We start from the raw sequence: 25,733 nt of genomic DNA, 5'->3' as shown, positions 1-25,733 counted from the left end.
TCACTCCCGCTGCACGAACTTGAAGAAACGGCTCACCTCGCCGTCGGCCGTCTTCTCCTGGTAGAGGAAGGCGAGCTTCTCCTCGTCGAACTTCTCGAAGAAGTCCTCCCACTCGATCTGCTCCAGGTCCTCGTCGTCGCGGAACATGATGCGCAGCAGCCCGGCTTCCTCGCCGCGCTCCGCGGTGCCGCGCACGGTCGCGGGAAAGCCATCGCGCGCCTCCGTCCAGCGACGGATCTCATTGTGGTCGGTGGTCTGATGGGACGAATGCTTGCTCATGCGATGTCCTCCTGTTGCCGGAAAGGCGTGGCGACGTGGCGCGCGAACGCCGCGCCGCCGCGCGTTCGAAATACGTGTGCAGCGATTGCGCGCGATGCGGGGGGGTGTGCTCGGCGAGGAAACGCGCGCGCGCGGCCAGGCCAATGCGGCGTCGCATCGCGTCGGGCACCCCCTGCACCCAGTGCAGTGCCTGCGCGCCGGACTGCGCGATCAGGATCTCCTTCCCCGGCGCGAACAGGGCGTCCAGGCCGGTCCATGGGTCGGACACGATGGGCGTTCCGCATGCGGCGGCCTCGAACAGGCGCACGCTCGGCGAATGCCCCATCGCCACCATGTCCGCGCGCGTCACGTTGAGCGTGAAGCGCTGGAGGTTGTAGAAGCCGCGATGGCCCGACGGCGGCAGATGTTCGATGCGTTCGACATTGCGCGGCCATTGCACGGTGTCCGGATACTGCGGGCCGGCCACGACGAAGCGGCCTTCGTCCCACGTACGCGCCGGCTGCAGCAGCAGGCGATCCAGCACGGGTTGGCGATCGTCGCTGTAGGTGCCCATGTAACCGAGGTCGTACTCCACCTCCCGCTCCTCGGGGAAATAGCGCTCCGGATCGGCCGAGCAGTACAGCGGCACCGCCATGCGTGCGCCATAGCGCTGCTGGAGCGTGTCCAGCGCCGGGCCGCCGCTGAACGACAGATAGAGGTCGTAGCCGGCGACCGTCTCCGCATCCACATAGGCGCAGCGCCCTTGTGCGAGCGCGGCGAGCGTGACCGGCGTGTCGATGTCGTAGAACGCGACGACGCCGCGCGCGGTGCGCTGCGCCCACCGGCCCACCTCGATGCCCTGCGGCACGTAGGACCCCACGATCACAAGATCGGCATTGGCGACGTCGTCGGCGTGGCGGTCCTGCAGCGCGTCGAGGTCCGCGTACAGCGAAAGCCGCCCGGGCAGTTCGTCTGCCGCGTCCTGGTTCTGCGCGTACCACGGCACGTCGCGTTCGAGGAACAGCACGCGATCGCCGCGCGCCTCCAGCGCGCCGAGCAACGCGCGATACGTCGTGGCATGGCCATTGCCCCACGCCGAACGCAGGCTGAGGCCGATCACGACGATGTCCAGCGGCGCGCCCTTCATGCCGCCGCGCGCAGGCGCGCCTCCAGCAGCGATTCCAGCTGCACGGCGCGATGCGCATACGTGTGCTCGCGCAGCATGCGTGCCCGCGCGCGCTCGCCGATCTGGCGCGCGAGCACGGGGCCGATGGCACGAAGGTGCTGGTTGACCTGCTCGGCGCTGTCGGCGATCAGCACTTCACGGCCGGGCTCGAGGAACATCTCGATGCCGTCCCACGCATCGGTCATCAGGCACGCGCCTGCCCCGGCCGCCTCGAACACCCGCGTGGGCGGCGAGAAACCGAACCTCGCCATGCTGTCGCGGTTGATGTTGAGCACCATGTGCGCGCTGCAGTTGAACGCGTTGTGATCGCGCGTGGGCACGTGGCCCAGACGCGTGACGTTGCTGGGAAGATCCACGTCGTCCCATCCGCTTCCGCCGAGCAGGTAGTCGAACTCCGGCGCCTTCCGCGCGGCGTCGAAGAAGAAGCGGTGCACGCGCTGCTCGCGATCGGGAAGGCGGTTGCCGAGGAAACCCAGGTCCGCGGCGAAGCGATGGTCCATCGGCACCGGGTGGTGCGTATCGGGATCGAGCGCGTTGTAGATCGGCACGCATTCGCGCGCATCGAGGCCCAGGTAGGCGTCGATCACGCGCCGTCCGCCGCCGTAGGTCAGCACGAGATCGTATCGCGGAACGTGCGCACGCAGCGGGTCCTGCGGGTTCGACAGCATGCGCTCCAGCGTCGCGGGCGCGTCCACGTCCCAGAACGCGACCCACGTCGACGGCGAGCGCAGCGCCAGCACCTCGCGTTCGACGAACTCGTCGAACACGCCGACGCCGCTGGCCTTCACCACCAGGTCCGCGCCGCGCGCCTGTTCGAGCGCGCGCGCGGCATCGTCCTCGCCGTTGGCCGGGTACACGACGACGTCCGCCCACTCGGGATCGTCCATGTCGCGATGCTGTTGCCGCTCGAACGCGTCGGGTTCGAAGAACGTCACGCGATGGCCGCGCTGGTGCAGCGCCCGCACGATGCCGCGGTAATAGGTGGCCGCGCCGTTCCAGTACGACGACACGAGGCTGGAGCCGAAGAAGGCGATGCGAAGGGGGCTAGGCATGGGACAGGCTCCGGGACGTGGAACGATCGGGTGTGTCGGCGGATGCGGCGAGCGACGACACAATGGAAAGCAGTTCGTCGACGCGGTGCGCACAGGTGTGTCGCGCGAGCACGGTGGCGAGCCCGTGTGCGGCGAGTTCGCTCGCCGCGGATGGATCGGCCACGAGCATGCGCAGGTGCTCGCGCATCTGCGCGCCGTCGCGTGCGACGAGGAAATCGCGACCCGGCGCGAACAGGTGTTCGACGTCATCCCACGGCGCGCTCACGAGGGGAATGCCGCTGGCGAGCGCCTCGAACACGCGGATGGTCGGAATGCCCGGCAGCAGCCGCGCGTAAGGTCGCCGCGGCACGTGGACTGTTGCGGTGTAGCGCGCGAATACCTCCGGAGCGCGCCAGTTCGGCAACCAGCCGCGGTACTCGATGTCGGCTTCACGCAGCATCGCCAGCGCATGCGCCGGATAGCGAACGCCATGCAGGCGCGCGCGCAGGCCCAGTTCGCGGACCGGCTCGACGAGGTATTCGCGCAGCTCGGCCTCGCGTTCGTCGTCGCCCCAGTTGCCGATCCACACCAGATCGCCATCGGGTTCATCCGGCTTCTCCAGCGGATGGAACACCCGCGGGTCGGCCGCTTCGTGCCACGTGAAGGCACGTTCGCACCAGGCGTTGTCGAGATAGCGCTGCCGCACGGCCTCGCCAAACGCCAGCACGCCGTCGTAGCCACGCAGGTCGTAGCGCGCCATGTCATCGGGCGCGCTGACGCTGCGATGGTGCGTATCGTGGAAGAAGACGCGGCACGATGTCGGCGCGCGGTTTCCGATGTCGGCCACCAGCGACGCCTCGTTCCATTCGTGCACGAGCGCGACGTCCGCGCCATCCAGCGCTTCATCCACGTCAAACCGGTCGCGCGGGTACCGACGGCTGCGAAGCTGCGGATAGCGCGCCTGCCATTGCGCGATGGCGTCCTCGCCGTGGTCGGCGACGAGCTGCGCGACGCTCCACGCATCCTCGGGTTCGTACACCTCGACCTGGTGCCCGCGCGCTTGCAGTTCGGCCACGACGCCGCGCAGGAAATGCGCATTGCCATGGTTCCAGTCGGACACGAGCGAGTGATAGAACAGGACGAACTTCATGGATGCGCTCCTGCGCTGGCGACCACGGCGTAGTTGCGGTTCTCTGGCGCGCTGCGGCGCTCCAGCAGTTCGACATAGGCTTCGCGGTACTGCACGGCCATCGCACGCGGCGTGTAGCGCGCGGCACGGCGGCGCGCCTTGCGCGACAGCGCATGGCGCAGCGGTACGTCGTCAATGAGGCGAAGCAGCGCATCCCGGAGACCGTCGGCGTCCCCGGGCGCCACGAACGACGCGGCATCGCCCCACACTTCCCGCAGGCTCGGGATATCGCCGAGCACCAGCGCGCACCCCGCCTGCGCCGCTTCGAGCACCGACAAACCGAACGGCTCGTAACGTGCAGGCAATGCATAGACCGCGGCGCGGGCCATGTAGGCGCGAACGGCGTCTTCTTCCAGCGATCCCAACGCGCGCACGTTTCCGAACGTGGCCGTGCTTCCGTCACCGGGATGGCGCGCATCGCCGGCAATGCAGACCGGCCACGGCAGGCCCGGCGCGATCCTCGCCAATGTCTGCAGGTTCTTCGCTTCGTCCCACAGGCGCCCTGCCGCGAAGACGAACGGCTCCTTGCCCGCCTGCCCAGCGCACGCGGTCCGCCCGTTATGGATGACCTGCGTCGATGCCAGAGGTCCGTGCTCGCGCACGAGCGCATGGCTCATCGCGTGCGAGGGCGCGACGACGTGGTCGGCCGCATGCAAGGTCGACGCGACGTGCTGCCGGTAGCGGTCCCACGATGCGGGCGCGGCTTCGCCGTGCACGGCGCGCCACCACGAGCACACGCACGAATGCGCCGTGACGACCACCGGGCAGTGCCAAGCCACATCGGCCTGCGACAGATCGTTCAGATGCACGACGTCGGGTCGGAACTCGCGCGCCAGCGCCCGGAGCCACTCCTCGGCGGCGAGCAGATCGCGCCATGGATCCGGCATCCAGACCAGCTTGTACGGCAAGGCGCGCAACGTGAGTCCGGCGATGCTCGCCGCCTGCGCACGTTGCGCGGCATCGGGCTCGCGGCCGGTCGCAGCGAGGAGCACGCGATCGCCGTGCGCGCAGAGCTGTTCGCACAGTTCCATCGCGAACGTCCACACGCCGCCGATGGTGTCGGCGGTCATCATCACGCGCAGGCGTTCAGCGACCATAGATCGCATCCACCGTCTGCGCGACATCGACCAGCGTGCGGCATTGCGGATCGAATCCTTCGCCGGCCTGCACGCGGCGCGTCCATTCGATCAGCGCCCGTCCGCCCCACGCGTCGGGCGGAGAGGCGATGCGGGTCGAGCGCGTCCCCTCGAACAGGTCGACGGTGAAGTCGTAGAAGGAACCCGCGACATTGCGGATCGCCGCGCCACCGCGCGTGCCGTAGAAGGCCGCTTCGATCACCGCATCGCGTCCGGCAGGCAACCGCCACGAACAGGCCATCCGCACGCTCGCGTTGTTGTCGAGCTGCCACTGCGCGGTCGCGTAATCCTCGACCTCGCGCAGCGGCGCGCCCGACGGCCGCCCGCCGGCGTGCAGCATCGCGGCCAGCTGCGAGTGCCCCGTCGTGTCGCACAGCCATTGCGCAAGATCGATGAGATGGATGCCCAGGTCCATCACGCATCCGCCGCCGGACTGCGAGAGCTCGTAGAACCACGGCTTGTCGGGCCCGTAGGCGTTATGGAACTGGAGATCGACCGCGTGGATGTCGCCGAAGTCGCCGCGCTGCATGCGTTCGCGAAGATCGGCGACGCCTTCAAGATGGCGGTAGCTGAAATCGACCGCGAGCAGGCGATCTGCACGACGCGCCGCCTCGACGACCTGCCGGGCTTCCAGCGCAGTCCGCGTGAGCGGCTTCTGGCAGAACACCGCAAGCCCGCGATCGAGCGCGGCGATCGCCTGCACCGCGTGCGCGCCGCTGGGCGTCGCGATCACGATGCCGTCCAGATCGTCCATCACGAGCAGCTCGTCGATGGTGCGACAACGCCTCGCGTCGGGCGCGTGCAGCACCGCGCGGGCGAGGCACTCGGGATTGCTGTCTGCGATGGCGCCGATGGTTGCGGTGCCGCTGTCGGCCAGTACCTGCATGCGCTGGCAGCCGATCCACCCCAGCCCGAGGAAACCCATGCGCGGCGCCTGCATCGCAGGGCGAAGTCGTGCGTTCATGCGATCACCGCCGCTTTGAGGAATCCGTCCGGCCGCGTCGACAAGGTGTGGAACGCGTCGCCGATGCGGTCGAGCGCGAAGCGGTGGGTGATCAGGGGAAATGGATCCAGACGCCCCTCCTCCACCGCCTCCATTGCCTCGCGCAGACCGCGCGCCGCGACGGCGGGATCGCGCTCGTGTGCGTTGATCACGTCGAGGCCGCGCCAGTTCCACTGCTGCATGTCGACTTGTCGCGGGCCGTCCTGGTGATAGCCGGCGATCATCAGCCGCCCGCCTTCGGCGCTGATTCCGCTGGCGATGTCGAGCGTCGCCTGCTCGCCTGCCGCTTCGATCACGCGCGCGCATCCCCCGCCGCCGCTGAGTTCGTTGACCGCACCGATGGCGGCATGCACGTTGGCGGTGTCGAACACGTCGCCGGCGCCGCAACTGCGTGCCACGTCGCGCGCGAACGGACGTCGCGACAAGGCGACGACGCGTGCGCCCGCATGCGTCGCAAGCTGGACCAGCAACGCGCCGATGAAGCCCACGCCGACGATCGCCACCATCTGGCCCGAGCGGATGTCGCTGCGTCGCCAGATGTTCATCGCACAGGCGAGCGGTTCGCCCGGCAATGCGCGCGACGCTGCGATGGACGGCAGGCGCGCCAGGGATTCGGGCCGTGCGATGTCGTACTCGGCGTAGGCGCGGCCGGAAAGTAGCGCGACGCGATCACCGGGACGCCACTCGTGCACGTTCTCGCCAACCGCGTCGATCTCGCCCCAGCCCTCGTGCCCGGGCGCGCCCGGATCGAACGGGTACTCGAACCACGGTCGTCCGGCCCACACGGGCAGGTTCGAGGCACACACGCCGCAGCCGTGCAGGCGCACGCGCACCTCGCCCTTCGCCGGTTCCGGTCGCGACGTCCGGGCGACGCGGACGCGTCCATCGCCGTCGAATACCGCCGAGCGCATCGTGCTCATGCGGCGTGCGTCCGCGACGTCGCCGGCACCCGCGCCTGCGACGGCATCGTCGTCTCGACCAGCCACTCGTGCAGCCGCGCGATGCCCTCCTGCGCGTCCACCGCCGGTGCCCATCCCGTTGCGCGCCGGAATGCCTGCGTATCGGACACGTACCAGCGCTGGTCGCCTACGCGCCACGGTCCGTATTCGATCTGCGGCGCGCGGCCGGTGAGCGAGGCAATGGTGCCGAGCACCTCGCGCAGGCTCAGCGCATTCGAAGGACCGCCGCCCATGTTGAACGCGCGCCCGGCGAGTTCGTGCATGCGCGCCTGGCATCGCACGAACGCGTCGGCGAGGTCCGTCACGAACAGGATGTCGCGCACCTGCCGACCGTCGCCATAGACGGTGATGGGCTCGCGTCGGAGCGCACAGCGCAGGAAATGCGCGACCCAGCCCTGGTCCTCGTTGCCGCACTGGTGCGGCCCGTAGATGCAGCTCATTCGGAACAAGGCCGCGGGCAGTCCGAAACTCCGCGCGTAATCGAGCACGTACTGGTCCGCGCCGCCCTTCGAACAGCCGTAGGGACTGTGGAAATCCAGCGGTCGCGCTTCGCTCACGCCGGCGCTGCACAGCGTCTCGTCATGTGGCGCGTAACGGTCGCCCCGACGATCCAGCGCGATGTCGTCCAGCGCGCCGTAGACCTTGTTGGTGGAGGTGAAGACCAGCGACGGCGGCGTTTCCGTCGCGCGCATCGCTTCGAGGACATTGAGCGTGCCGCCCAGGTTGGTCTCGAAATCGTCGCGTGGATCGACCAGGCTCGACGTCACCGCGACTTGCGCGGCGAAGTGGAAGACCTGCGACGCGTTCGCCACGAGGCCACGCACACGCCCCGCATCGCGCACGTCGCCGATCTCGATGGCGACGCGATCTCCGAAGCGGTGCCACAGCCAGTGCGCATTCGCCTCCACGCCGGGCCGCGACAGGTTGTCGAGGACGACGACGCGCCGCCCCGATTCCAGCAGTCGTGTCGCCAGGTTCGTGCCGATGAAGCCGGCGCCGCCGGTGATCAGCACCGGGCCTTCGTTCGTGGGCTCGTGCAGGTGCGTTCGAGCGTTCATCGCTGCAACCCCCGGCTCGCCAGCTCCGCCGCGGCCACGTCGACGCGGTCCACCGCCTGCTGGTCCTGCATCCATTCGACAAGTTCGGCCAGGCCCTGCTCCAGCGTCACGCGCGGCGCGTAGCCGAGCAGCTCGCGGGCCAGCGTGATGTCGGCAAAGCAGTGCCGGATATCGCCGACACGGAACTGGCCCGTGATTTCCGGCGGCAGGCCGTCGACCTCCAGCGCGTTGGCCATCGCGTGCGCGACCTCGGCAATCGACACCGACACGCCGCTGCCGACGTTGATCGCGCGACCGGTCGCGGCATCCGACTCCAACGCGAGCCGGCATGCGCGCGCGATGTCGCTCACGTGGACGAAATCGCGGCGCTGGTTTCCGTCCTCGAAGATCCGCGGCGGTTTGCCGTTCATGTACCGCGACGCGAAGATCGCGAGCACCCCGGTGTAGGGATTCGACAACGCCTGCCGCGTTCCGTAGATATTGAAGAACCGCAGTGCCGTGGCCGGGATGCCGTACGCCTGCCCGACGATCAGGCACAAGCGTTCCTGGTCGAGCTTGGACAGCGCGTAGACCGACGTCGGCATCGGCGGCTTTTCTTCGTGCGTCGGCACCGGCGTGAGCGGTTCGCCGTGCGCGCGCAGTTCCCAGTCGCCGCGTCGGAGCGATTCGGGATCGCGCTCCGGTGGAGCGACGGCACGGCCAGACGCATCGGCATACAGCCCTTCGCCATACACGCTCATGCTCGAGGCGACGACCAGCTTCTTCACCGGCGAGCGCGACAGCGCTTCCAGCAATACGGCCGTACCGCGATTGTTGACGTCGGTGTAGTGCTCGATCTCGTACATGCTCTGACCGACGCCGACCGCCGCAGCGAGATGGAACACGCGATCGACGCCTTCCAGCGCCGCGCGGACCGCATCGGCGTCGCGGACATCGCCCTGCATGCACTCGACTTCGTCCGACAGATAGGCCGGCCATTGCGCGTCGTCGCCATGCACCTGCGCGGCGAGCGCATCCAGCACGCGCACCTGGTAGCCATGCGCGAGCAGTTCGTCGGCGACGTGCGAGCCGACGAACCCCGCGCCGCCGGTGATGAGTACGCGCCCGCGCGATCCGGTGCCGCCGTTCCCGCCCTCATGCGCAGTCACGATCCACCTCCCGGGCGCGCACGTCACGCGACGCTTCCTGCGAAGCGAACCATGCGATGGTGCGGCGCAGTCCCTCATCGAGCGCGACGCGCGGCTCCCAGCCCAGGTGCTCGCGCGCGAGCGAGATGTCGGGGCAGCGCCGTGTCGGATCGTCGGTGGGCATCGGCTTTCGTACCAGCCGCGAGTGCGAGCCCGTGAGCGAGATGATCCGCTCGGCGAGCTCCAGGACGGTGACTTCCACCGGATTGCCGAGGTTGACCGGCCCGGTAAAGCCCGGCGGCGTGGCCATCAAGCGCATGATGCCCTGCACGAGGTCGTCGACGTAGCAGAACGAGCGCGTCTGCAGGCCTTCGCCGTAGATGGTCAGCGGTTCGTTGCGCAGCGCCTGCACGATCAGGTTCGACACGACGCGGCCGTCGTCCTCGCGCATGAACGGACCGTAGGTGTTGAAGATGCGTGCGACCTTGATCTGCACGCCGTGCTGGCGGCGATAGTCGAAGAACAACGTCTCGGCGCAGCGCTTGCCTTCGTCGTAGCACGCGCGGGGGCCCGTGGTGCTGACGGCACCGCGATACGCTTCCTTCTGCGGATGCGTTTCGGGCTCGCCGTAGACCTCGCTGGTCGAGGCCTGGAAGATGCGCGCGCCGTTGCGATGCGCAAGCTGGAGCAGGTTCAACGCACCCTCCAGGCACGTCTTCAACGTATGCACCGGCTGGGCCTGGTAGTGGATGGGCGATGCGCAACACGCCAGGTTGAAGACGATGTCCGCCGAAGCGTCGAAGTGCGCGTCGAATGGCTCGGTTACGTCATGTCTCACGAAGCGGACTCGACCCTCGCCCGTTGTGCCGTCCAGCATGTCGGCGAGGTTGCTCAGGCGTCCTGTCACGAGACTGTCCACCGCCGTCACGTCATACCCGTCCTGCACGAGTCGCCGGCAAAGGTGCGCCCCGAGGAATCCCGCGCCGCCGGCGACCAGCGCCCTGCGACGCACGTTCTTGTTCCGATCTACGCCGTCCATATCCGTTCCCTATGTGCTTCGGGATGCCGCGCGCATCGCTGCGCGCGGGCCCGGTGTTCCGGGAGCCGAACGAAGCCCGTGCCGCCTGCGCGGCCGACTTCGTCGGGCTGTCTGACCCGCCAGGTGCGGACGGGAATGACACGTCCTGCGCGCAGCGGGTAACGGGCGGCTGTAGCGTTCTTGTCGTCGCCGGGCATGCCCGACGGACGCTCAACACCGGCCTCGTCCAATACGAGGCGACGGATCGTTCTTCGTCGCGGATGAGTTCGTCGACACCGCGTGGAAGTTTTCTGCAGGGCGCAACGCCTGCGCACGAACCGTCTTGATTACGGGATTCGATGCCGTGCTGATGTGTAGCCGGTGTCCACCTCCATTGCCTGAGTGGATGGGCGACCGGTACGTTGCCACGTCATCGGTTCCGCTTGGTGACTCCAGGGATCGCCCCATCAGGTACAAACCCAGTCTCCCATGCAGGGTTTTAAACCGGCGAGAAGAAAACGGATGGGCTCGAGCTACACGACTTTCACACTCTGGCGTCCGTTTCGTTGATGCGCACGATGCGCACATGATCGTCGTCGAGTTCGATTTCGCTCAAAGAGCCGGTGGAAACTTCGATGCGTTGCATGAGATCGAGTGGGATGGCTGCGTAGTACGCGATCGCCGCACGGATGAGATCGCCATGACTCACCACGACGACGCAATCGTGCCGATGACGCGCACGAACGCGCGACAGTCCGTCGATCATCCGCACCTGCGCCTGCAGCATGCTTTCCCCTCCAGGCACATCCGCGCTGCTACGGAAACGATTGAAACGCTCGAAGCGCGCGTCGCGCGACAGCGCATCGAAGTCGAGCCCGGTCCATTCGCCGAACTCGATTTCGAGAAATTCTTCACGAGGTTCGACGTCGCGGCCCACTAACGTGGCAATCGCTTCAGCGGTTTCCATCGCACGTTGCAGCGGACTGCTGTAGATCGCCGACACGGGGAGAACGGCCAGACGCGCCGCAAGCCACTGCGCCTGCACCCGTCCTTCCTCGTTCAAAGCGATCCCCTCGCTTCGACCGGCAAGGCGTTTGCCGTTGGCATCGGTATTGGCATGGCGTACGAGCAGCAGGCGGGTCATGGCGTATATAGCGGGCGCGACCGCTGCAGCTTCGACACATAGCGGGGACGGGTCCGTGAAGATCGGCGTACTTACCTTCCATCGCTGCATCAATTACGGCAGCTACTGGCAGGCGCGCTGTCTCGTGCATGGGTTGGGCTCGCTTGGTCACGATGCGGTGTTGCTCGATCACGCCAGTCGGCGCATCGATCGCGCCGAATGGAAGTGCGCGTTGCGCCCGATTCCGGATGCGCGCGCGGATCGGCCCGCTTACCGACGCAAGATGCAGCGCTTCTTCGAGGCCTTCGCATCGCTTCCGCTCTCGCCGCGGTTTCCGCTCGACGAGCCAGGGCAGATGCCCGCTTACGATGCGATCGTGGTCGGCAGCGACGAGGTGTGGAACCTCTCGCATCCCTGGTACGGACGGGTCCCGCTGTTCTTTGGCGATGGACTGCGCGCGCCGCGGAAGTTCGCCTATGCGGCCAGCTTCGGTTCATCACGTCGAACCCGACGGCCTCGACCGCGCGTGGGCACGGCGGCTGCACGACTTCGATGCGATTTCGGTGCGCGATGACGCGTCGCGGTCGATCGTCGCCGGCCCACTCGCTGCGGAGGTTCCGATCGTGCTGGATCCTTGCCTCGCGTTCCCACCGGTTCTCGCGGACGCACCGGCCTCAGGCGACGGAGAGCGATACGTCGCCCTGTACGGCCACGACTTCTCGCCTGCGTTCGGACATTCGGTGCGCGACTGGGCGCGATGTCGCGGCTGGCCGGTCATCAGCATCGGATACCGCAGCGAGTGGGCCGATCGGCAATGGATCGACGCCGGCCCGCACGAGTTCGCCGCCTTCATGGCCAACGCCGGCGCCGTGGCGACCACCTTCTTCCACGGCTGCGTCTTCGCATTGCGCTTCGGGCGCCCGTTCGTCTGCGAGGCCTCTTGGTATCGCGGCACGAAGCTGCGATGCCTGATGCATCAGGTCGGTGCAGAACGGCGCCTGGTCGATGGGCCCGGGGCATTGGATGAGGACGTGGAGCGGCTGCTTGGCGCGCCTCTGTCCGAGGCTACCGAGGCGCGCATCGTGGCGCTTCAACAGTCCTCACGGCGCTTCCTACGCGAAGCGCTGCGCGCCCCGGAAGCGGTCGCGTGACTGCGCCGGGCCCGCACGCGATGGCACATGAAGGCCGCTGCATCGGCTGCGGCGGGTGCGTCGCGCAGACGCCAGTCGGCCAAGCGGCCATGCAGTTCGACCGTTACGGGCAGCTGAGGCCGGTGGGCTCGCGAAGCTGGAACGTCTCCGCGGCGGACGTCGTTGCGCAAACCTGCCCGTTCGCGTCCGGCGTCGCTAACGAGGACACGCTCGCGGCCGATCTCTTTCCGGATGCTCCATCGCACGACGCCGCAACGGGTCGCTACGTCGCGGCGTATGTGGGGAATGCCGCCGAACTGGACTATCGCGACCGCGGAAGCTCCGGCGGGCTCGTCAGCTGGTTCGCCTGCGAGTTGCTTCGCACCGGTCGCGTGGATGCGGTCGCGCACGTCCATGCCTGCGAAGACCCAAGTGAGAGCGGTCGATTGTTCGAGTACCGGCTCTCGCGCAGCGAGGCCGACGTAGCCGGCGGTTCGGGCTCCCGCTATTACCCGGTGGAAATGTCCGGCGTGCTGCGGACGATGCTCGACGAGCCGGGTCGCTATGCGGTGGTCGGCATCCCGTGTTTCGTCAAGGCCGTGCAGCTGATGCGATGCCGACATCCGCGGTTGCGCGAGCGGATCGTCCACACGATGGGCCTGTTCTGCGGACACATGAAAAGCGCGCGCTTCGCCGACAGCCTCGCGTGGCAGATGGGCGCGGAGGCGGACGAGGTGCGGCACGTTGATTTCCGACGCAAGCATCCCGAACGCGCGGCAAACCAGTACCACGCCGAGATCGTACTGCGCGATGGCCGCACGCTCGGTCGCGACTGGTGGCCGCTGGTGGATGGCGACTGGGGCGCGGGCTTCTTCATGGATGCCGCCTGCAACCTGTGCGACGACGTGATGGCCGAAACCGCGGACATCTCGTTCGGCGACGCATGGGTGGAGCCGTATTCGTCGGACTGGCGCGGACATAACGTCGTCGTGGTGCGAACGCATGATCTCGACGCGATGCTGCGGCAAGCGCACGATGCGGGCCGGATCGCACTGGAGCCGGTCGACGCCGGGGTCGTGGCGGCGACGCAGGCGGCAGGTTTGCGGCAACGTCGTGAGGGGCTGTCGTACCGGTTGTCGCGCATCGCCGACGCACCGCCGAAGCGCGTGCGGTCCGATGCGCGCGCCGCCCCGCCGCCGCGACGCCGCATCTACGCGCTGCGTGCGGCGAATTCGCGATGGAGCCATCGCATGTTCGCGCTGGCTCGCGTGACCCGCTTGCGCGCGATCTACCTGCTGTGGGCGCGCGCCGCCCTCACCGTCTACCACGCGTTTGCGTATCGACGCGGCCGCCTTGGCGCGTTCGTCAGTCGGCTCGGGCTTGGATGAATGGCGTCAGTGCGTTCGCAACGCGCTCGACCACGTCACCCCAGTCGCCCGATTTGCGCTGCCGGAACAGGCGCATCGTCGGATACCACGGACTGTCGTCGCGATCGAGCATCCACCGCCAGTCCGGATCGTCCGTGAGCAGCGTCCACGTCGGCACACCCAGTGCGCCTGCCATGTGCGCCGGCATCGAATCGATGGTGATCACCAGGTCCATCGCGCGCAGGGCACGCGCGTAATCGGTCAGGTTGAGCTCGCCCGGCCACTGCCCGACATCACCAGGCCACCCCGCACGGTGCGCGTCGGGTTGCAGGATGAACCAGTCGATGCCGTGCAACGCGAGCAGGCGTCTTGCGACCGCGTATGGGATCGATCGGCGGGCATCCCACCCGCCCGCCTGCCATACGAGGCCGACGGCCGGTCGGCTGCGATCGCGCGGCATCGGCAGCGGCGACGCGTGAAGGTACGGAATCCGGGACGGCACCGAGTCGACCGTCGTACGGAACAGATGCGGCAGTTCCATGATTTCGATATCGATGTCGAATTCGGCTTGAGGCGTACCGTCGTGCAACGGCAGCAGGCGGTCGATCCCGTCCACGCGCGCCAGTAGCGGAGTGAGCTTCGCTTGCACCCACACGATCACTTCGCGCGCGCGCCCACGCAGCATCGGCATGTAGCGGATGAACTGCAGCGTGTCGCCGAGACCGTGATAACAGCGAATGAGCACACGCTTACCGTCGATGGCGTCGCCGTTCCACGCGTACTGTTCGTGGCGCGGCCAGTGCCAGCACGATTCGCCGCGACGAGCGGCCATCTGCGCATCCTTGATGCACCAGGCCTCCTCCCAGCGGCCGGCGCGCATGAGGTCGAGCCACGCATCCGACGTCATGGCCGCGGCAGCCGTCGCGCTCAGGCGTAACGCCGCATCATCGCCGCACAGAAGTCGGCGAACTCGCGTGGATCCTGCGGTGGGCTCGTGTGGTGCGGCCGCAATCCCTTCGACTCGGGCGTGAAGCAGAAGGTGATCGTCAGGTCGAAGCCATCCAGCGCCGACATCATCCGGTCGAACCAGGCCTCCGCGTCGGGGCGGAGGTGATCGGCCCAGCTCAATCCCGTGCGCAGACGTCGCACGCCCAGTCGCTTGAGCCAGCCCACGGCCTCATCGAGGCGGGGATCCTCGAAATGGAACCACTGGCAGATGCCGAGTTCAGGCGTGTACTGGCCGAACTGTTCGAGCGCGCGCTTGGGCGTTCCATCTTCGCGAAGCAGACCCATGTGGAAGTGGCGGTAGTACGACGAGCCTTCCGCTTCGCGATGTCGCGTGGTCGCCTCCCACGCGCGCGGGAGGTCGTACAGGCTGTACCAGTGGATGCGATCGACGCGGCCGCACAGGAGTTCGGCCGAGCGGCGCAGCCCGAATTCCTGCACTTCCTCCGCACCGAAGCTCGATACGCCCACTTCCGTGACCCACACCGGCAGGCGTGTCACGGCCTCGATTTCCGCGATCTTCTCGCGCCAGTCGTGGATCGACCAGAGGTTCCAGTCGAGTGGAAAACCGTGGACGGCGACGGCGTCCAGGTCGGCGGTCGCCTCCAGTTCCTGCACGCGGATCATGAAGGCAGGATCGATCGGCGAGATCCCTCCGAGCACGCGCAGCACGTCCGGCCGTTCGACCTTCACCGCCTGCGCGGCGGTTCGCACCATCTGCGCGTAGAGGCGCCACTCGGGATCGAGTTCCAGATCCCAGTGCGATTTGTTGTTGGGCTCGTTCCAGAACTTGACCGCTTCGATCATGGTTGCGCTTCCATCCTCGTCAAAGCGCTTCGACCAGTTCCTGGTAATAGTCCAGGCCCAGGTGCGTGATGAGGTCTTCGCCCATGAGGTGGCGAAGCGTGTTCTGGAGCTTGATGAGCTGGCGGAAGATGTCGTGTTCGGGCCGCAGTCCCGGCGCGGTCTGCGGCGACTTGAAGTAGAACGACAGCCACTCCTGCGTGCCCGACATGCCCGCACGCTTTGCCAGGTCGATGAAAAGCGCGAGGTCCAGCACGATCGGCGCGGCGAGGATCGAATCGCGGCACAGGAAATTGATCTTGATCTGCATCGGATAGCCGAGCCAACCGAAGATGTCGATGTTGTCCCAGCTTTCCTTGTTGTCGCCGTGCGGCGGGTAATAGTTGATGCGCACCTTGTGGTAGAGCTCGCCGTAGAGTTCGGGGCTCAGTTCCGGGCGCAGGATGTCCTCCAGCACGCCAAGCTTGGAAACTTCCTTGGTCCGGAAGTTATCCGGGTGATCGAGCACAAGCCCATCGCGGTTTCCGAGAATGTTCGACGAGAACCAGCCGCGGATGCCGAGCGCGCGCGCCTGCAGCCCGGGCGCGAGGATCGTTTTCATCAACGTCTGACCGGTCTTGAAGTCCTTTCCGCCGATCGGCGTGCCGGTTTTCAGCGCGAGCTCCACCAGCGCCGGGATGTCGCAGGTGAGGTTCGGCGCACCGTTGACGAACGCAATCCCCTGCGAGATCGCCGCGTACGCGTAAAGCATCGAAGGCGCGATCGCAGGATGGTTGTCGCGAAGGCCCTGCTCGAACGCATCGAGCGTGGCGTGCACGTCCTGGGCTTCGAGGTACTTCTCCGTGGATGCGCACCACACGACCACAAGCCGGGAGCATCGGTGTTCTTCGCGGAAACGGCGCATGTCCTCGACCAGCGCTTCGACGCGCGCCATTGCGTGCGTTTCGGGCTTCACATGGCGGCCGTCCAGATTCGGCACGAAGGCCGGATCGAAGACCGCAGGCATGGGCCTGATTGCGTCGAGGGGCTGCTTCACCGAATCGAGCAATGCGGGATCGAGCACGCGCGCGTTGCGTGCCGATTCGTACACGCTGTCCTGGTAGACGTCCCAGCCGCCGAACACGATGTCGTCCAGCGGCGCGAGCGGCACGAAATCACGGATGCGCGGGCAGCGGTTCTCGGTGCGCTTGCCGAGCCGGATGTTGCCCATCTGCGTGAGCGAACCGACCGGTTGCGCGTCGTGCGTGCGAATAGCTTCGACGCCCGCGATGAACGTGGTGGCCACCGCACCCAGTCCGGGCATCAGGATGCCGAGGCGGCCGTCGGGCGAATCGATTCCAGTGCGCATGAGGCAAGCCGTTCTTCGGGGACGACTTCACTTTGCGAGCGCGCAGGTATGTCACCGTGAAACGAACGTTCAGAGACGTTCACGCCCACGGCGCGCGGTTGATGATGAAGAAGAAGCTGCGATGCGAGGTGCGCGCGGGCTCGCCCTGTCCGCGTCGTGGAAGAAGAAGAGGAAGAAGACGAGGAAGCACGGAGCTCCCGCGGCGCGTTCCTGTTGCGCGGCTGGGATTCGCTGCCGTGTGTCAGAGACGGGCAAGAGAGCCGGCCCTCGCGAGGAACGTCGGACAGCAAAGTCGCTGGGTTCCTGCTTTCGCGGGAATGACGGAGGGGCTGGTCGCGGCGAGGTCAGCGCACCGCCCGAATCGGATCGGCGGAAAACAAAAAACCCGCGCCATGCGCGGGTTTCTTGTGCCGGGCCCGGAGGCCATTCAGCGTGAATCATTTGGTGCCCAGGAGAGGAAGCTGGGCGTGTCTTAGCAGATGCCCGCCATGCCTCACTTTCGCCAGCAAAAGCCCGTCAGATAAGGGGTGTAGAGCTCGAGCCATCCCGACAATAGCCGGCCTTCACCAAGCCAAAACTGCACCCCATTACGCCAAAAATTCCGCCATGATTTGGGCATGGCATCCATCAGAAAGCGCGGCACCTCTTGGCGTGCCGAAGTCTACCGGGACGGTCAGCGCGAGTCCCAAACCTTTCCGACCAAACAGCAGGCCGCGGCTTGGGCAACCCAGCGCGAAGCCGAGCTCGGGGGCGAACGGCTACCGGAGCATACCGTCAAGGAAGCGTTGCGGCGCTACGCTCGAGAGGTATCGCCAACGCACAAGGGGGAGCAGTGGGAGATCGCCAGACTGGGCATGATGGAGCGAGACGAGCTCGCCAAGGTGAGGCTCCCAGTCCTACGGAAGGAACACGTATCGGACTGGAAGCGGCGGCGCCTGGAGAAGGTCTCACCCGCGTCTGTGCGGCGTGAAATGACCCTGCTGATGCAGGTGCTCGAGGAGGCGCGTCGGGAGTGGGGGTGGCTACACGTCAACCCGGCTCGAGACGTGAAGAAGCCGCCGTCACCGCCAAGCCGTAAGAGGCGCATCACACAGGACGAGATCGATCGGGCGGTGCTTGCCTGTGGGGTGACAGAACTCGAGTCCGAGACCGCCAGCCAGCGGGTCGGCCTTGCCTTCCTTTTGGCGCTCGAGACCGCGATGCGGGCCGGAGAGATCCTGGGCCTGACGTGGGACAAGGTGCGGCCGAAGGCGGTCGTCCTGCCGCGCACAAAGAACGGGGACCAGCGCGAGGTCCCGCTGTCCCCTCGAGCTCGAGCGATCATGGCGGCCCTGCCCCGAGACCGACCGACCTGTTTCGACCTAGACCCGGCGACCCGGGACGTTCTATGGCGCAGAGCTCGAGATGCCGCGGAGCTCGGAGACCTTCACTTCCACGACAGCCGGGCTGAGGCCATCTGGCGCCTGTCCAAGAAGTTCGACGTGCTCGAGCTCGCCCGGGTGATCGGACACCGGGACATCAAGTCGCTGATGATCTACTACGAGACCAGCGCGGACGAGCTCGCGGACAGGCTCTAACGACCCCCAATCCGCGCCTGCTTCTGCCGCCTCAGCGCGTTGATCTTGTCCACGTCCGCCTGTAGCCGCTCACGGTGGCGCTCGGCCCAGAGTTCCACTCCGCGCTTGCCCGTTTCGAAACTGGAGCACTGCCGCGTAATCCGCGGCTCGGCCACCCGGTGCTGCTTCAGCAGGGCGATCCAGGCGTCCGAATCGACTCGGCGCGTCAGTCGGGCAATCTCCACCCCGTCCAGCCGGTAGCTGGTCTTGGGGCCTTCCTCGCCGATGTAGGCGTGAGTCCACTGGAACATGACGCAAGCTCACAGCTTGGCGCGGACGATGTATCCGAAGGCCATCAACGGGAACACATAGGAGACTGCGCGGATGCAGCCCTGAACCACTTGTGCGGCCAGACGTTTGGCCCCGCGGGAGTTCAGGATCATCTCGGTTGCGTAGAACCGATAAGGGATGATCTCCCACTCCTCGAACCCCGCACGGATGCAGGTCGTGTGAAGCGTCTTGAAGGTGTAGTTGTGCAGGTGATCGGGGTGCTGGACTTCGCAGCCGATCGTGCCTAGAACCGTATTCGCCAGCGTGACGCCGTTGGGCGTGGACAGGATCAGTTCCCTGCCTGGGAAGGCGGCGCGGAGCTTGCGGAGGAAATCCAGGGGGTGTTCGAGGTGCTCGATCAGCTCGCCAGCCACGATCACGTCGACCGCCTGGTCAGCGAGGGTCGCAAGGTTCGCGTCGGTAACGTCCATGCGGGTGATGCGACTGTTCATGCCGGTGGCAATGCCGCCGTCAGGAATCTTGTCGGAGCTGTCGATCCCGATTACGCGCGTCGCGGTGGCGGCAATGCGCCCGTGTAGCCAGTGCTCGGTTTCCCGCTTTATCAGCGCCGTCTCATCGAGGCAGCCGATATCCAGCACCACGCGCCCAGTACATGCGTTTGCGATGTAGCTCAGCCTGTCCACCGGCCGCGACACTGGGATTCTCTCCAGGTTGTCGAATTTGAGCGTGCTTGCATCCATCTGGCGACCCCTCCATAGGAGCCGCCAGACTGCCTCAGCAGGACTGACGATTCAAGCGATCGTTGCCAGCTTTCGGACGTTACCCGCGTCATCCATCACAGTCACGTAGCCATTCACAGCGGCGTCGCCACTGCCGGTGAATGCACCGAGCCGTACGGCCGTACCGAGGCGAACGGAGCCGCCGCCAGAGATGCGGGTGAACTCAAGATCGCCGTTAAGCGCCACGATCCGCATGGCCCATTCGCGAGTGCCGTCTGTGATCCGCACATGGTTGTCAGAGCCGTTGATGATTCGCAGGCTCTCCGTCGTGACTTGGTCGCGCGCCGCCACGGCCGACGCCGGAGAGGCGCCAATGCCCACGCAGTTCAGGGCGGCCAGCGCCTGCATGCCCTCATCCGTAGACCACGACAGTTGAGCCCCCGTCTCGATCGTCGGGTCCGGTGAGCCGTTGTCCTTGTCGATGAAAAGCAGCTGATTGCGGGACGATGGCGTGGTGTAAGTCGGCGTGCCGCGGGCCGTGAATCCACCGTTGCCCGAGACATGAATGAACGTGTTGGACCGGGCGTGAGAGTTGCCAGGGTTGGCGCCGCGGAACTCCACCGTCAGGCCGGTGCCGCCAGCCCGGAAGCCGCCGCAGGAGATAAAGACGTTGTTATCGCAGTTGCCCAGAATCCACATATAGCCGTTCTGGTGCCGGCCGCCACAGTGGTGGAAGTAGTTAAAACTCGCGTTGGCAGTAGCGTCGCCCTCGAGGTAAAACCCAGAGCCAGCCGCAGTCGGCTCGCACTGTACGTCGATGAACTTGTTGCGCTGGGAGTCCTTCGCCTCTGCCAGGTTCCCCGACAGCACATCCACCTGCACGCAGACCGTGTTGTAGCCAACGCACCAAATGTTCTGGAAGGTGCCGCTGTTATAGCTGCGGACCACCAACCCTCGTGCTGCCGCCCCGCCCGGCGTGTACAGCCACACATTACGGAGGCCGCCGCCAGACTTCTTCTGTTCGTTGGAGCCGGCCGTGGAGGTGAAGGTCACGCCATCGCCCGTCCCCGTGTAGATCAGCGCCGTGCCAGGAGACGGGCCAGCGCCGCCGTCGTGAGGCATATTCTTGCCGGCGCCGCTGATGAAAATGTCCGACTCGTCGATGACGAGGGGCTGGGAGTGCCGGATGTCGCCAGGCGGAAGGATGATCTCCGCGCCCTCGCGAGCAATAGCTTCCGCGATCACCGCCGCCAGCGCCGCAGAGTTGTCCGTCACGTTGTCCGCCACGACGCCGAAGTCCGTGGCGAAAAGGGTTTCACGCAGCCGGCTTTCGATGGAGCGCGAAACTGCCCCTGTGCCCGTCTGGGTGAAGGAAACAGCATCCGCGGAGCCTGCCTCTGCGCTGACCCCTTCGCGGGTCCAGACATCCGTTCCCTGATCGGTCCGGAGCACATAGTCGTAGACCACGCCGGGCGTCAGGTAGATCGTCGCCTCGCCCCGAGCGTCCAGCACGATCGGGTTGGTGTTCGGGACGGTCCCGGCGCGGTCGGTGTAGGTCGGCTCCAGGTCGTTGGAATTGGCCTGGTAGGTGTAGAGCAGGTAACCCGCGGCGACAGTGCTACCGTTGGTGAAGAACTGCTGCTTCGCCGAGGGCGAGAGAATTGCCGGCATCCTTGCCGTCTCCTGAAAGTCAAAACCCCCGGAGGTCCGGGGGGCGTGGTAGGTTTCGCGTTGTTCCGCTCAATCCTTCGAGCTGGAATAGGCAGGCACAACAGCGCCGGGGGCGCCCTGTAGCTTCATCAACGCTTCTTCGATGACGCGACGCTCAACCGGAGTGGCCTGGTCCAAGATTCGACGGGCTTCAGCAGGATTGGCGAGAGCTTCCGCCAGACGTGCATTAACCCTGTCCGCGCCAGCCTTGCCAAGCATCCGCAGCAACCCGGAACCCGGAACAGAGAACCCAAGCTCCTGAACCGCACCGAGAATGTCGCCCTGAGTCATGAATTTCTGGAACGAGTCCGCCCCTGCCCCGCGTGCGGCGGTATCCGCAAACACCTGCCGGGACAGGTCGTCATTTACCGCGCCAATCGTTGCAAAGTCCTGCTCGCCAAGAATGTCGCTTGCCTTGGCCTTGTTGAACCCAGTTGCCTTCTGCGCAGCGCGATCGAGGTCTTTGACTTGACGACCAAACGCGCCTGGCTGGATCTGATACGCCCCCGTAACTGGATCAAGCGTCGGCCCAGTCCCGGAATCGAGAAGGGTCTCCCCAAGCTGCATGCGATTGATTGGTTTGGACCCTTGTTTATAGGCCTCAATGTACTGGCCATATGCCGGCGCCTGTTTGGCTAGAACGCGGTCGAGCTGGTTCTTAACGGCCATCAATTCGCGAGAGCCGGCGAGCGCCGCGGCGGAATCGCCGCCGTACTTGCCGCTGAGCATGTCGCCGATGGTTCTGCGAACCTTATCTAGTTGACGCACTGGCATCTTCGACCCAGCGTTGAAGAGCAATGAATCAAGGGCTTTAGTCTCCGGCGTTATAAGCTTTCGCACGTCACTCAGTGCGCGCTGAACAGCCGGCCGCCCTTCCTGCCCCGCTTCAAGACGCTTGATCTGTGAGGACAGGCGCGAGGTATCAACGTCAGGGCCGCGCATAGCTGCGGCGCGAAGTGGGTTTGCCGCAGTGTCGCGCGCTCGCTCTGCCGCCTCCATGGCTAAGCGGTCACCAGCGATGCCCCCGACTGCTTCAGCGCGAGCCGCATTGTTCAGGCGGCGCATCTGGTCGAACTCAGCGCCGCGCCTGCCAGCCACCGTCCGTTGCAGCTGTGCGATGCCAGGGTCCAAAGTTTCTTCGGCGAGAGTGCGCGACACGCCAGGAACGGCAGACGGGCCGGGAACACTGAGGCGCTCCGGGTGTAATGCAGACCCGCGAAGCACTGTGCCCACCGCTTGATCGACGCCCTTGCCAGTGAAGGGGCTAACCGTGCTGCGGACAACCTGACGGCCAGCGCCAGTGGCAAGCGACGCGATGCTGGAGCCAGCGGCCGGAGATAGTCCGCCAACGATGCCCGCACCAACTTGGACCGGGACAGGAAGCCCTGCCTCCCGCGCGCCACCCGCCGCGGCTGCGCCAGTCGCAGCGCCCGCAACCTGTGTCTTCGGCGCAGCGGTAAGGAACTGCTGAAGCCGTGGCAGGTTGGTGGCTGCTGAGCCCAGGCCTAGGGTCAAGCCAACGCCAGTGAGGGCGCGCCCAGCATCAGCCTGCACGCGTTCTGAGGCAGTCTCAGGCCGCGGCGTCCCGGCCCTGTCAAGCAGAGACCCCCAAGCCTGCCGCGTGGTCATCTGGTTGTCGCCAGTTACCGCATTCCAGCCGTGAATCAGCGGGTCAGTAAACAGGCCCACAAGATCGCCAGCGCCCTCAACGACGTTGCGTGCGCTCAGGCCAAGGTCGCGCTTGATCTTTTCGCTGGTCGAGCGTTCCACAACCTTAGCCGGAGCGGGCTTCTGTCCGTATTTCGCCCACGGGCCATCCGCAGGCGCTTCCGCCTGCTGATACTTCTCCCACGGACCGGCCATTTACACCTTCTCCCAGCTATTCGGGTTCGACGGATCGCCGCCTTTGAATCGATAACCAGACTCAACCTGGCCCACCGCGGGGCCTTGCGAACTGGCCTTCTGCTCGCGAGCCGCATCAAACTTCTGCTGATTGAAGATCTGCGGGTAGCTCGCAACTTGGTTTTCGATGCCGCGGGTAATCGTGCGATACAGCTCGTCAAGCTGCCCCTGGATTTGCGGGCGCGTGCGTGGGTCCATGATGGCCGTCAACGAAGTCGGATCACGGAGGGCGCTTTCCAGCATCGGCAGCTCGCCGGGCTGGAGGACGCCGGTGTTGTAAAGGATTCGGAGCGCAGCACGCGCGTTGTTGTACGAAGTGCCGAGTCGGCCCTTTGCCGCGCCGTCAGTTACGAGGTTCAGGCCTTCCGGGATTTCGCCTAGCGCCTGATCGAACGCCTTGAACGTGCTGAGCGCATCCTTCGTCTCTTTGAAGTCACGGCGGACCTTTGCCGCCTCGCCAGCGGACAGCGGCACAACGCCAGTGCCGGCACGCGCATCAGGCTTCGACAAGACGGAAATTTGCCCGGTTTCATCGTTGCGCTGAGCGACGGTTCCCGGAGGCAGCCCAGCCGCAGCCGCTTCCTGCGGAGTCAGTTGGCTGAAGGATCGGGACTTCGGCGGAGTGCGGCCAAGCTGTGTAGGAGAAAGCTCTGCGTGAATGTGTGGGCCGCGACCATTACGATTGTCACGCTCATCGATTACTTCATAGCCCGCACTTCGCAAATCGTTCATGAGGCCATGAATTTGCTCGGGCCTCAATCCATTCGTACGGAAATCAGCGGCCGTCCCCTTCGGGTGCTGGCTGTTCGCCCCAGCGCCGACGCCAGGCAGCACAGGTCGAACTCCGCTGGTAACCACTGACCCATGGCGCGCGGCAATGTCCGCGTAGTTGTCCTGATGATTGCTGGACGGAGCGCCAATAGCCGGCCCCATGTCGTCGTAGTTGGGCATCGAGAACTTGCCGGAGCGGGGATCGTAGAGCATCTTCTGCTCGCCGCCATCGCCAGTGGGCACGCCGACGTACTGCATGGTCGTGCGACGCTTCATGTCCAGCGCGGCCAACTCCGGGTTGTCACGCAACATCTGCAATTCGCGAATAGCGGCCGGCGTGTTGTCCTCAACCGGCGCAAAACCGGACAGGAACTTATCGATGTTCGCCTCGTACTGCGGGTTGTACTCGCGCGGGATCTTGCCGGCGAACTGCGGGAGGACGCTTTCGGTCAGCTCGGCGATCGACGGATAGAGCTGCTGACGCATAGTCGGATCGGCAGCGCGCCAAGCTCGCGCGGCAAGCTCCAGCTGGCCGAGCTTCTGCTCCTGGTCGGCCGCCTGCTGCTTCTGCACCATGCCCTGCACCTGAAGTCCGGTATCGGCGTCGGCAGCGTAGACGCGAGAGAGCGCGCTCTGGTCTCCGCTCAGGGCAGGCTGGAGGAAATCGGCAAGGGTGCGACGCGTGCGCTGCTGCTGGCCGGCCTGCTGACCGCCAAGGAAGGAACTGAGGATGTCATTTGCCATTAGATGCCACCCCATCCCCAGCTGCCGCGATTGCCGTATGCATAGCCAGCGGCGCCGGCCAGCCCGTTGAGCGTGTTACCCCACGCGTTCGCGCTACCCTGAATGCCCGAGGCGCGAGCATTGCCAGCGTTCTGGTAGGCCTGACCCACGTTGCCGGCGGTCTGCATGCTCATCTGGTTGTTCTGGCCCTGCGCGGTCTGCCCAATGCCGGCCAGTGCAGCCAAGCGATTCAGATGCGTGCCGTACTGCTGGTCCGCGAAGTTCTGCCCGTACTGGGTCAGCGCCTTGCCAGTCTTGCCCGAGAACAGGCCGCCAGAGGCAGCGGCAGAGCTTTCAAGCGCTCGCTGTCCTTCACCGAACGCAAACTGATAGCCCGGAGTCGCGCGGAGCTTGTCGCTGATCTGCTGCGCGCTGTAGCCGGTGCCAGTGGTCGCAGCCTGAGTCGGCGTTCCCCACTGCCGGCCTTCCTTGCGGCCATAACGGTTGTAGTGATCCCAAGCGCCCATGCCGCTGGCGGCAACGTCGGGGTTCGCGCGCAAATACGCCTCGTCTGCCGGCATACCACTCGGCGCGATCTGCGGATTGATGGGCGCAAGGCCCAGCATTTGCAGGTATTCGTTCGTCCCGCTGATGCCGGCCTGGCGGAACAGTTCATTGTCCGCCCGCGCATTGTTGAACATCTCCAACTGCACGTCGGCCGATCGGTCCGCTCCCTGCGCTGACGCCTTGGCAGCATCCTTTGCGCCCTTGGAACTCATGTAGCCGCCAACCAGCGACGCTCCGCCTACCGCAACGGCAACCCAGCTCATGCGTACATCCTCTGAAGTTCGTCCGTGAACTCCGAAACCTCGGGCGCGTGCGTAAGCAGCCCCTCCGGCTCGATCACCTGCGCCTCGATCAGATCAAGGTCGCGTTCGTTGTCGTGGTTGAGATGGACGGTAAAGAACTCGCAGTCTTCCAAGGCCACGAGCGCGCGCTTTGCGCCCGGTGGCGACACCCACACTCGCGGCGCCGTAATCGTCTCCATGCCGCGGTCCGTGTTGATCCGAGCGGAACCCTTGATAAGCAGGACGAAGTGCTCGTGGCGGTGGATCTTTCCGACCACGACCGCATTGGCCGGGATGAAGCAGCGCCTGCCATACATGCCATCGGCAAAGTAGTGCTCAAGGCCCGTTTCGATCTGCGGTAGCTGGGCGAGCGCTTCTTGGAACTGCTGGATCTTCTCTCTCGTTGGCGCCGGCTCCGGCGCAAGGTCATACGTCACGTCAACAAACGTGACGGGGGAAAACTCATCCATG

At 66.0% G+C, this 25,733-nt stretch carries 25 protein-coding genes; 4 read left to right on the top strand and 21 right to left on the bottom strand.

What is annotated here, in order from left to right:
* The 11 genes from ABIE51_RS07465 to ABIE51_RS07415 form a co-directional block, all read right to left on the bottom strand.
* Positions 1-279 (bottom strand): hypothetical protein, encoded by a 279-nt coding sequence (locus ABIE51_RS07465; RefSeq protein WP_157029729.1) that lies wholly within the window; start codon positions 277-279, stop codon positions 1-3.
* Positions 239-1,405, bottom strand: coding sequence for a CgeB family protein (locus ABIE51_RS07460; RefSeq protein WP_192630259.1), 1,167 nt, complete (start codon positions 1,403-1,405; stop codon positions 239-241). Before ABIE51_RS07460 ends, ABIE51_RS07465 begins: the two co-directional genes overlap by 41 nt.
* Entirely contained in the window at positions 1,402-2,496 is a 1,095-nt protein-coding gene (locus ABIE51_RS07455; protein ID WP_192630258.1) for a CgeB family protein, read from the bottom strand. Before ABIE51_RS07455 ends, ABIE51_RS07460 begins: the two co-directional genes overlap by 4 nt.
* Positions 2,489-3,625, bottom strand: a complete 1,137-nt coding sequence (locus ABIE51_RS07450) for a CgeB family protein (RefSeq protein ID WP_192630257.1) — start codon at positions 3,623-3,625, stop codon at positions 2,489-2,491. The genes ABIE51_RS07455 and ABIE51_RS07450 overlap by 8 nt, the downstream gene beginning before the upstream one ends.
* Positions 3,622-4,761 carry a glycosyltransferase family 4 protein gene (locus tag ABIE51_RS07445; protein ID WP_354503756.1) on the bottom strand — a complete coding sequence of 380 codons (1,140 nt, stop codon included), beginning with the start codon at positions 4,759-4,761 and terminating at the stop codon, positions 3,622-3,624. The genes ABIE51_RS07450 and ABIE51_RS07445 overlap by 4 nt, the downstream gene beginning before the upstream one ends.
* The gene (locus tag ABIE51_RS07440) at positions 4,751-5,764 is read right to left on the bottom strand and encodes a Gfo/Idh/MocA family protein (protein WP_192630256.1); all 1,014 of its coding nucleotides are present in this window, start codon (positions 5,762-5,764) and stop codon (positions 4,751-4,753) included. The genes ABIE51_RS07445 and ABIE51_RS07440 overlap by 11 nt, the downstream gene beginning before the upstream one ends.
* Positions 5,761-6,723: an MDR/zinc-dependent alcohol dehydrogenase-like family protein gene (locus ABIE51_RS07435; RefSeq protein WP_192630255.1), complete on the bottom strand. Its 963-nt coding sequence runs from the start codon at positions 6,721-6,723 to the stop codon at positions 5,761-5,763. Before ABIE51_RS07435 ends, ABIE51_RS07440 begins: the two co-directional genes overlap by 4 nt.
* On the bottom strand, positions 6,720-7,820 hold the full coding sequence (locus ABIE51_RS07430; protein WP_192630254.1) for an NAD-dependent epimerase/dehydratase family protein: 1,101 nt from the start codon (positions 7,818-7,820) through the stop codon (positions 6,720-6,722). Before ABIE51_RS07430 ends, ABIE51_RS07435 begins: the two co-directional genes overlap by 4 nt.
* The gene (locus ABIE51_RS07425) at positions 7,817-8,968 is read right to left on the bottom strand and encodes an SDR family NAD(P)-dependent oxidoreductase (RefSeq protein WP_354503753.1); all 1,152 of its coding nucleotides are present in this window, start codon (positions 8,966-8,968) and stop codon (positions 7,817-7,819) included. Before ABIE51_RS07425 ends, ABIE51_RS07430 begins: the two co-directional genes overlap by 4 nt.
* Positions 8,955-9,959, bottom strand: a complete 1,005-nt coding sequence (locus ABIE51_RS07420; protein WP_502913264.1) for a UDP-glucuronic acid decarboxylase family protein — start codon at positions 9,957-9,959, stop codon at positions 8,955-8,957. Before ABIE51_RS07420 ends, ABIE51_RS07425 begins: the two co-directional genes overlap by 14 nt.
* Positions 9,960-10,509: 550 nt before the next feature.
* Positions 10,510-11,109: a histidine phosphatase family protein gene (locus tag ABIE51_RS07415; RefSeq protein ID WP_192630251.1), complete on the bottom strand. Its 600-nt coding sequence runs from the start codon at positions 11,107-11,109 to the stop codon at positions 10,510-10,512.
* A 55-nt stretch (positions 11,110-11,164) separates the two neighbouring features.
* Here ABIE51_RS07415 and ABIE51_RS07410 point away from each other — a divergent pair, with 55 nt between their 5' ends.
* The 3 genes from ABIE51_RS07410 to ABIE51_RS07400 all read left to right on the top strand — a co-directional run bounded on the left by ABIE51_RS07410 (position 11,165) and on the right by ABIE51_RS07400 (position 13,606).
* Positions 11,165-11,662 carry a polysaccharide pyruvyl transferase family protein gene (locus ABIE51_RS07410; RefSeq protein WP_354503750.1) on the top strand — a complete coding sequence of 166 codons (498 nt, stop codon included), beginning with the start codon at positions 11,165-11,167 and terminating at the stop codon, positions 11,660-11,662.
* The gene (locus ABIE51_RS07405; protein WP_354503748.1) at positions 11,652-12,239 is read left to right on the top strand and encodes a polysaccharide pyruvyl transferase family protein; all 588 of its coding nucleotides are present in this window, start codon (positions 11,652-11,654) and stop codon (positions 12,237-12,239) included. The genes ABIE51_RS07410 and ABIE51_RS07405 overlap by 11 nt, the downstream gene beginning before the upstream one ends.
* Before the next feature lie 89 nt (positions 12,240-12,328).
* On the top strand, positions 12,329-13,606 hold the full coding sequence (locus ABIE51_RS07400; protein WP_192630250.1) for a Coenzyme F420 hydrogenase/dehydrogenase, beta subunit C-terminal domain: 1,278 nt from the start codon (positions 12,329-12,331) through the stop codon (positions 13,604-13,606).
* On the opposite strand, the gene ABIE51_RS07395 is transcribed toward ABIE51_RS07400, so the two are convergent.
* From ABIE51_RS07395 to ABIE51_RS07385, 3 genes are read right to left on the bottom strand one after another with little or no spacing between them, the layout of a single operon-like run.
* Positions 13,584-14,492: a glycosyltransferase family 9 protein gene (locus ABIE51_RS07395; protein ID WP_192630249.1), complete on the bottom strand. Its 909-nt coding sequence runs from the start codon at positions 14,490-14,492 to the stop codon at positions 13,584-13,586. The two genes, ABIE51_RS07400 and ABIE51_RS07395, sit on opposite strands and share 23 nt — an antisense overlap.
* 20 nt (positions 14,493-14,512) lie before the next feature.
* Positions 14,513-15,445, bottom strand: a complete 933-nt coding sequence (locus ABIE51_RS07390; RefSeq protein WP_192631626.1) for a glycosyl hydrolase — start codon at positions 15,443-15,445, stop codon at positions 14,513-14,515.
* Positions 15,417-16,742 carry an inositol-3-phosphate synthase gene (locus ABIE51_RS07385; protein WP_192630248.1) on the bottom strand — a complete coding sequence of 442 codons (1,326 nt, stop codon included), beginning with the start codon at positions 16,740-16,742 and terminating at the stop codon, positions 15,417-15,419. The genes ABIE51_RS07390 and ABIE51_RS07385 overlap by 29 nt, the downstream gene beginning before the upstream one ends.
* 617 nt (positions 16,743-17,359) lie before the next feature.
* On the opposite strand from ABIE51_RS07385, the gene ABIE51_RS07380 reads away from it, so the two are divergent.
* Positions 17,360-18,319, top strand: coding sequence for a tyrosine-type recombinase/integrase (locus ABIE51_RS07380; protein WP_192630247.1), 960 nt, complete (start codon positions 17,360-17,362; stop codon positions 18,317-18,319).
* On the opposite strand, the gene ABIE51_RS07375 is transcribed toward ABIE51_RS07380, so the two are convergent.
* The 7 genes from ABIE51_RS07375 to ABIE51_RS07345 all read right to left on the bottom strand — a co-directional run bounded on the left by ABIE51_RS07375 (position 18,316) and on the right by ABIE51_RS07345 (position 25,732).
* On the bottom strand, positions 18,316-18,609 hold the full coding sequence (locus ABIE51_RS07375) for a hypothetical protein (RefSeq protein WP_192630246.1): 294 nt from the start codon (positions 18,607-18,609) through the stop codon (positions 18,316-18,318). The two genes, ABIE51_RS07380 and ABIE51_RS07375, sit on opposite strands and share 4 nt — an antisense overlap.
* A gap of 9 nt (positions 18,610-18,618) precedes the next feature.
* The gene (locus tag ABIE51_RS07370; protein WP_192630245.1) at positions 18,619-19,329 is read right to left on the bottom strand and encodes a methyltransferase domain-containing protein; all 711 of its coding nucleotides are present in this window, start codon (positions 19,327-19,329) and stop codon (positions 18,619-18,621) included.
* Between the two features lie 51 nt (positions 19,330-19,380).
* A complete protein-coding gene (locus ABIE51_RS07365) occupies positions 19,381-20,979 on the bottom strand; it encodes a glycosyl hydrolase family 28-related protein (protein ID WP_192630244.1) in 1,599 nt (532 codons plus the stop codon).
* A gap of 69 nt (positions 20,980-21,048) precedes the next feature.
* On the bottom strand, positions 21,049-22,881 hold the full coding sequence (locus tag ABIE51_RS07360) for a hypothetical protein (protein ID WP_192630243.1): 1,833 nt from the start codon (positions 22,879-22,881) through the stop codon (positions 21,049-21,051).
* A complete protein-coding gene (locus ABIE51_RS07355; RefSeq protein WP_192630242.1) occupies positions 22,882-24,435 on the bottom strand; it encodes a hypothetical protein in 1,554 nt (517 codons plus the stop codon).
* Entirely contained in the window at positions 24,435-25,244 is an 810-nt protein-coding gene (locus ABIE51_RS07350) for a hypothetical protein (RefSeq protein ID WP_192630241.1), read from the bottom strand. Before ABIE51_RS07350 ends, ABIE51_RS07355 begins: the two co-directional genes overlap by 1 nt.
* Positions 25,241-25,732 (bottom strand): hypothetical protein, encoded by a 492-nt coding sequence (locus ABIE51_RS07345; RefSeq protein WP_192630240.1) that lies wholly within the window; start codon positions 25,730-25,732, stop codon positions 25,241-25,243. The genes ABIE51_RS07350 and ABIE51_RS07345 overlap by 4 nt, the downstream gene beginning before the upstream one ends.
* Position 25,733: the final 1 nt, after the last annotated feature.

Origin of the sequence: Lysobacter sp. OAE881, from assembly GCF_040546665.1 — a bacterium.
Lineage (GTDB): Bacteria > Pseudomonadota > Gammaproteobacteria > Xanthomonadales > Xanthomonadaceae > Lysobacter_J > Lysobacter_J soli.
Note: the sequence above shows the minus strand (reverse complement) of the source record. Positions and strands in the feature narration are given on the sequence as shown.

What these genes read in the sequence shown, in the direction of transcription:
- ABIE51_RS07465 (WP_157029729.1), bottom strand. Translation starts at nt 279, where the DNA reads ATGAGCAAGCATTCGTCCCATCAGACCACCGACCACAATGAGATCCGT.
- ABIE51_RS07460 (WP_192630259.1), bottom strand. Translation starts at nt 1,405, where the DNA reads ATGAAGGGCGCGCCGCTGGACATCGTCGTGATCGGCCTCAGCCTGCGT.
- ABIE51_RS07455 (WP_192630258.1), bottom strand. Translation starts at nt 2,496, where the DNA reads ATGCCTAGCCCCCTTCGCATCGCCTTCTTCGGCTCCAGCCTCGTGTCG.
- ABIE51_RS07450 (WP_192630257.1), bottom strand. Translation starts at nt 3,625, where the DNA reads ATGAAGTTCGTCCTGTTCTATCACTCGCTCGTGTCCGACTGGAACCAT.
- ABIE51_RS07445 (WP_354503756.1), bottom strand. Translation starts at nt 4,761, where the DNA reads ATGGTCGCTGAACGCCTGCGCGTGATGATGACCGCCGACACCATCGGC.
- ABIE51_RS07440 (WP_192630256.1), bottom strand. Translation starts at nt 5,764, where the DNA reads ATGAACGCACGACTTCGCCCTGCGATGCAGGCGCCGCGCATGGGTTTC.
- ABIE51_RS07435 (WP_192630255.1), bottom strand. Translation starts at nt 6,723, where the DNA reads ATGAGCACGATGCGCTCGGCGGTATTCGACGGCGATGGACGCGTCCGC.
- ABIE51_RS07430 (WP_192630254.1), bottom strand. Translation starts at nt 7,820, where the DNA reads ATGAACGCTCGAACGCACCTGCACGAGCCCACGAACGAAGGCCCGGTG.
- ABIE51_RS07415 (WP_192630251.1), bottom strand. Translation starts at nt 11,109, where the DNA reads ATGACCCGCCTGCTGCTCGTACGCCATGCCAATACCGATGCCAACGGC.
- ABIE51_RS07400 (WP_192630250.1), top strand. Translation starts at nt 12,329, where the DNA reads ATGCAGTTCGACCGTTACGGGCAGCTGAGGCCGGTGGGCTCGCGAAGC.
- ABIE51_RS07395 (WP_192630249.1), bottom strand. Translation starts at nt 14,492, where the DNA reads ATGACGTCGGATGCGTGGCTCGACCTCATGCGCGCCGGCCGCTGGGAG.
- ABIE51_RS07385 (WP_192630248.1), bottom strand. Translation starts at nt 16,742, where the DNA reads ATGCGCACTGGAATCGATTCGCCCGACGGCCGCCTCGGCATCCTGATG.
- ABIE51_RS07380 (WP_192630247.1), top strand. Translation starts at nt 17,360, where the DNA reads ATGGCATCCATCAGAAAGCGCGGCACCTCTTGGCGTGCCGAAGTCTAC.
- ABIE51_RS07375 (WP_192630246.1), bottom strand. Translation starts at nt 18,609, where the DNA reads ATGTTCCAGTGGACTCACGCCTACATCGGCGAGGAAGGCCCCAAGACC.
- ABIE51_RS07370 (WP_192630245.1), bottom strand. Translation starts at nt 19,329, where the DNA reads ATGGATGCAAGCACGCTCAAATTCGACAACCTGGAGAGAATCCCAGTG.
- ABIE51_RS07365 (WP_192630244.1), bottom strand. Translation starts at nt 20,979, where the DNA reads ATGCCGGCAATTCTCTCGCCCTCGGCGAAGCAGCAGTTCTTCACCAAC.
- ABIE51_RS07360 (WP_192630243.1), bottom strand. Translation starts at nt 22,881, where the DNA reads ATGGCCGGTCCGTGGGAGAAGTATCAGCAGGCGGAAGCGCCTGCGGAT.
- ABIE51_RS07355 (WP_192630242.1), bottom strand. Translation starts at nt 24,435, where the DNA reads ATGGCAAATGACATCCTCAGTTCCTTCCTTGGCGGTCAGCAGGCCGGC.
- ABIE51_RS07350 (WP_192630241.1), bottom strand. Translation starts at nt 25,244, where the DNA reads ATGAGCTGGGTTGCCGTTGCGGTAGGCGGAGCGTCGCTGGTTGGCGGC.
- ABIE51_RS07345 (WP_192630240.1), bottom strand. Translation starts at nt 25,732, where the DNA reads ATGGATGAGTTTTCCCCCGTCACGTTTGTTGACGTGACGTATGACCTT.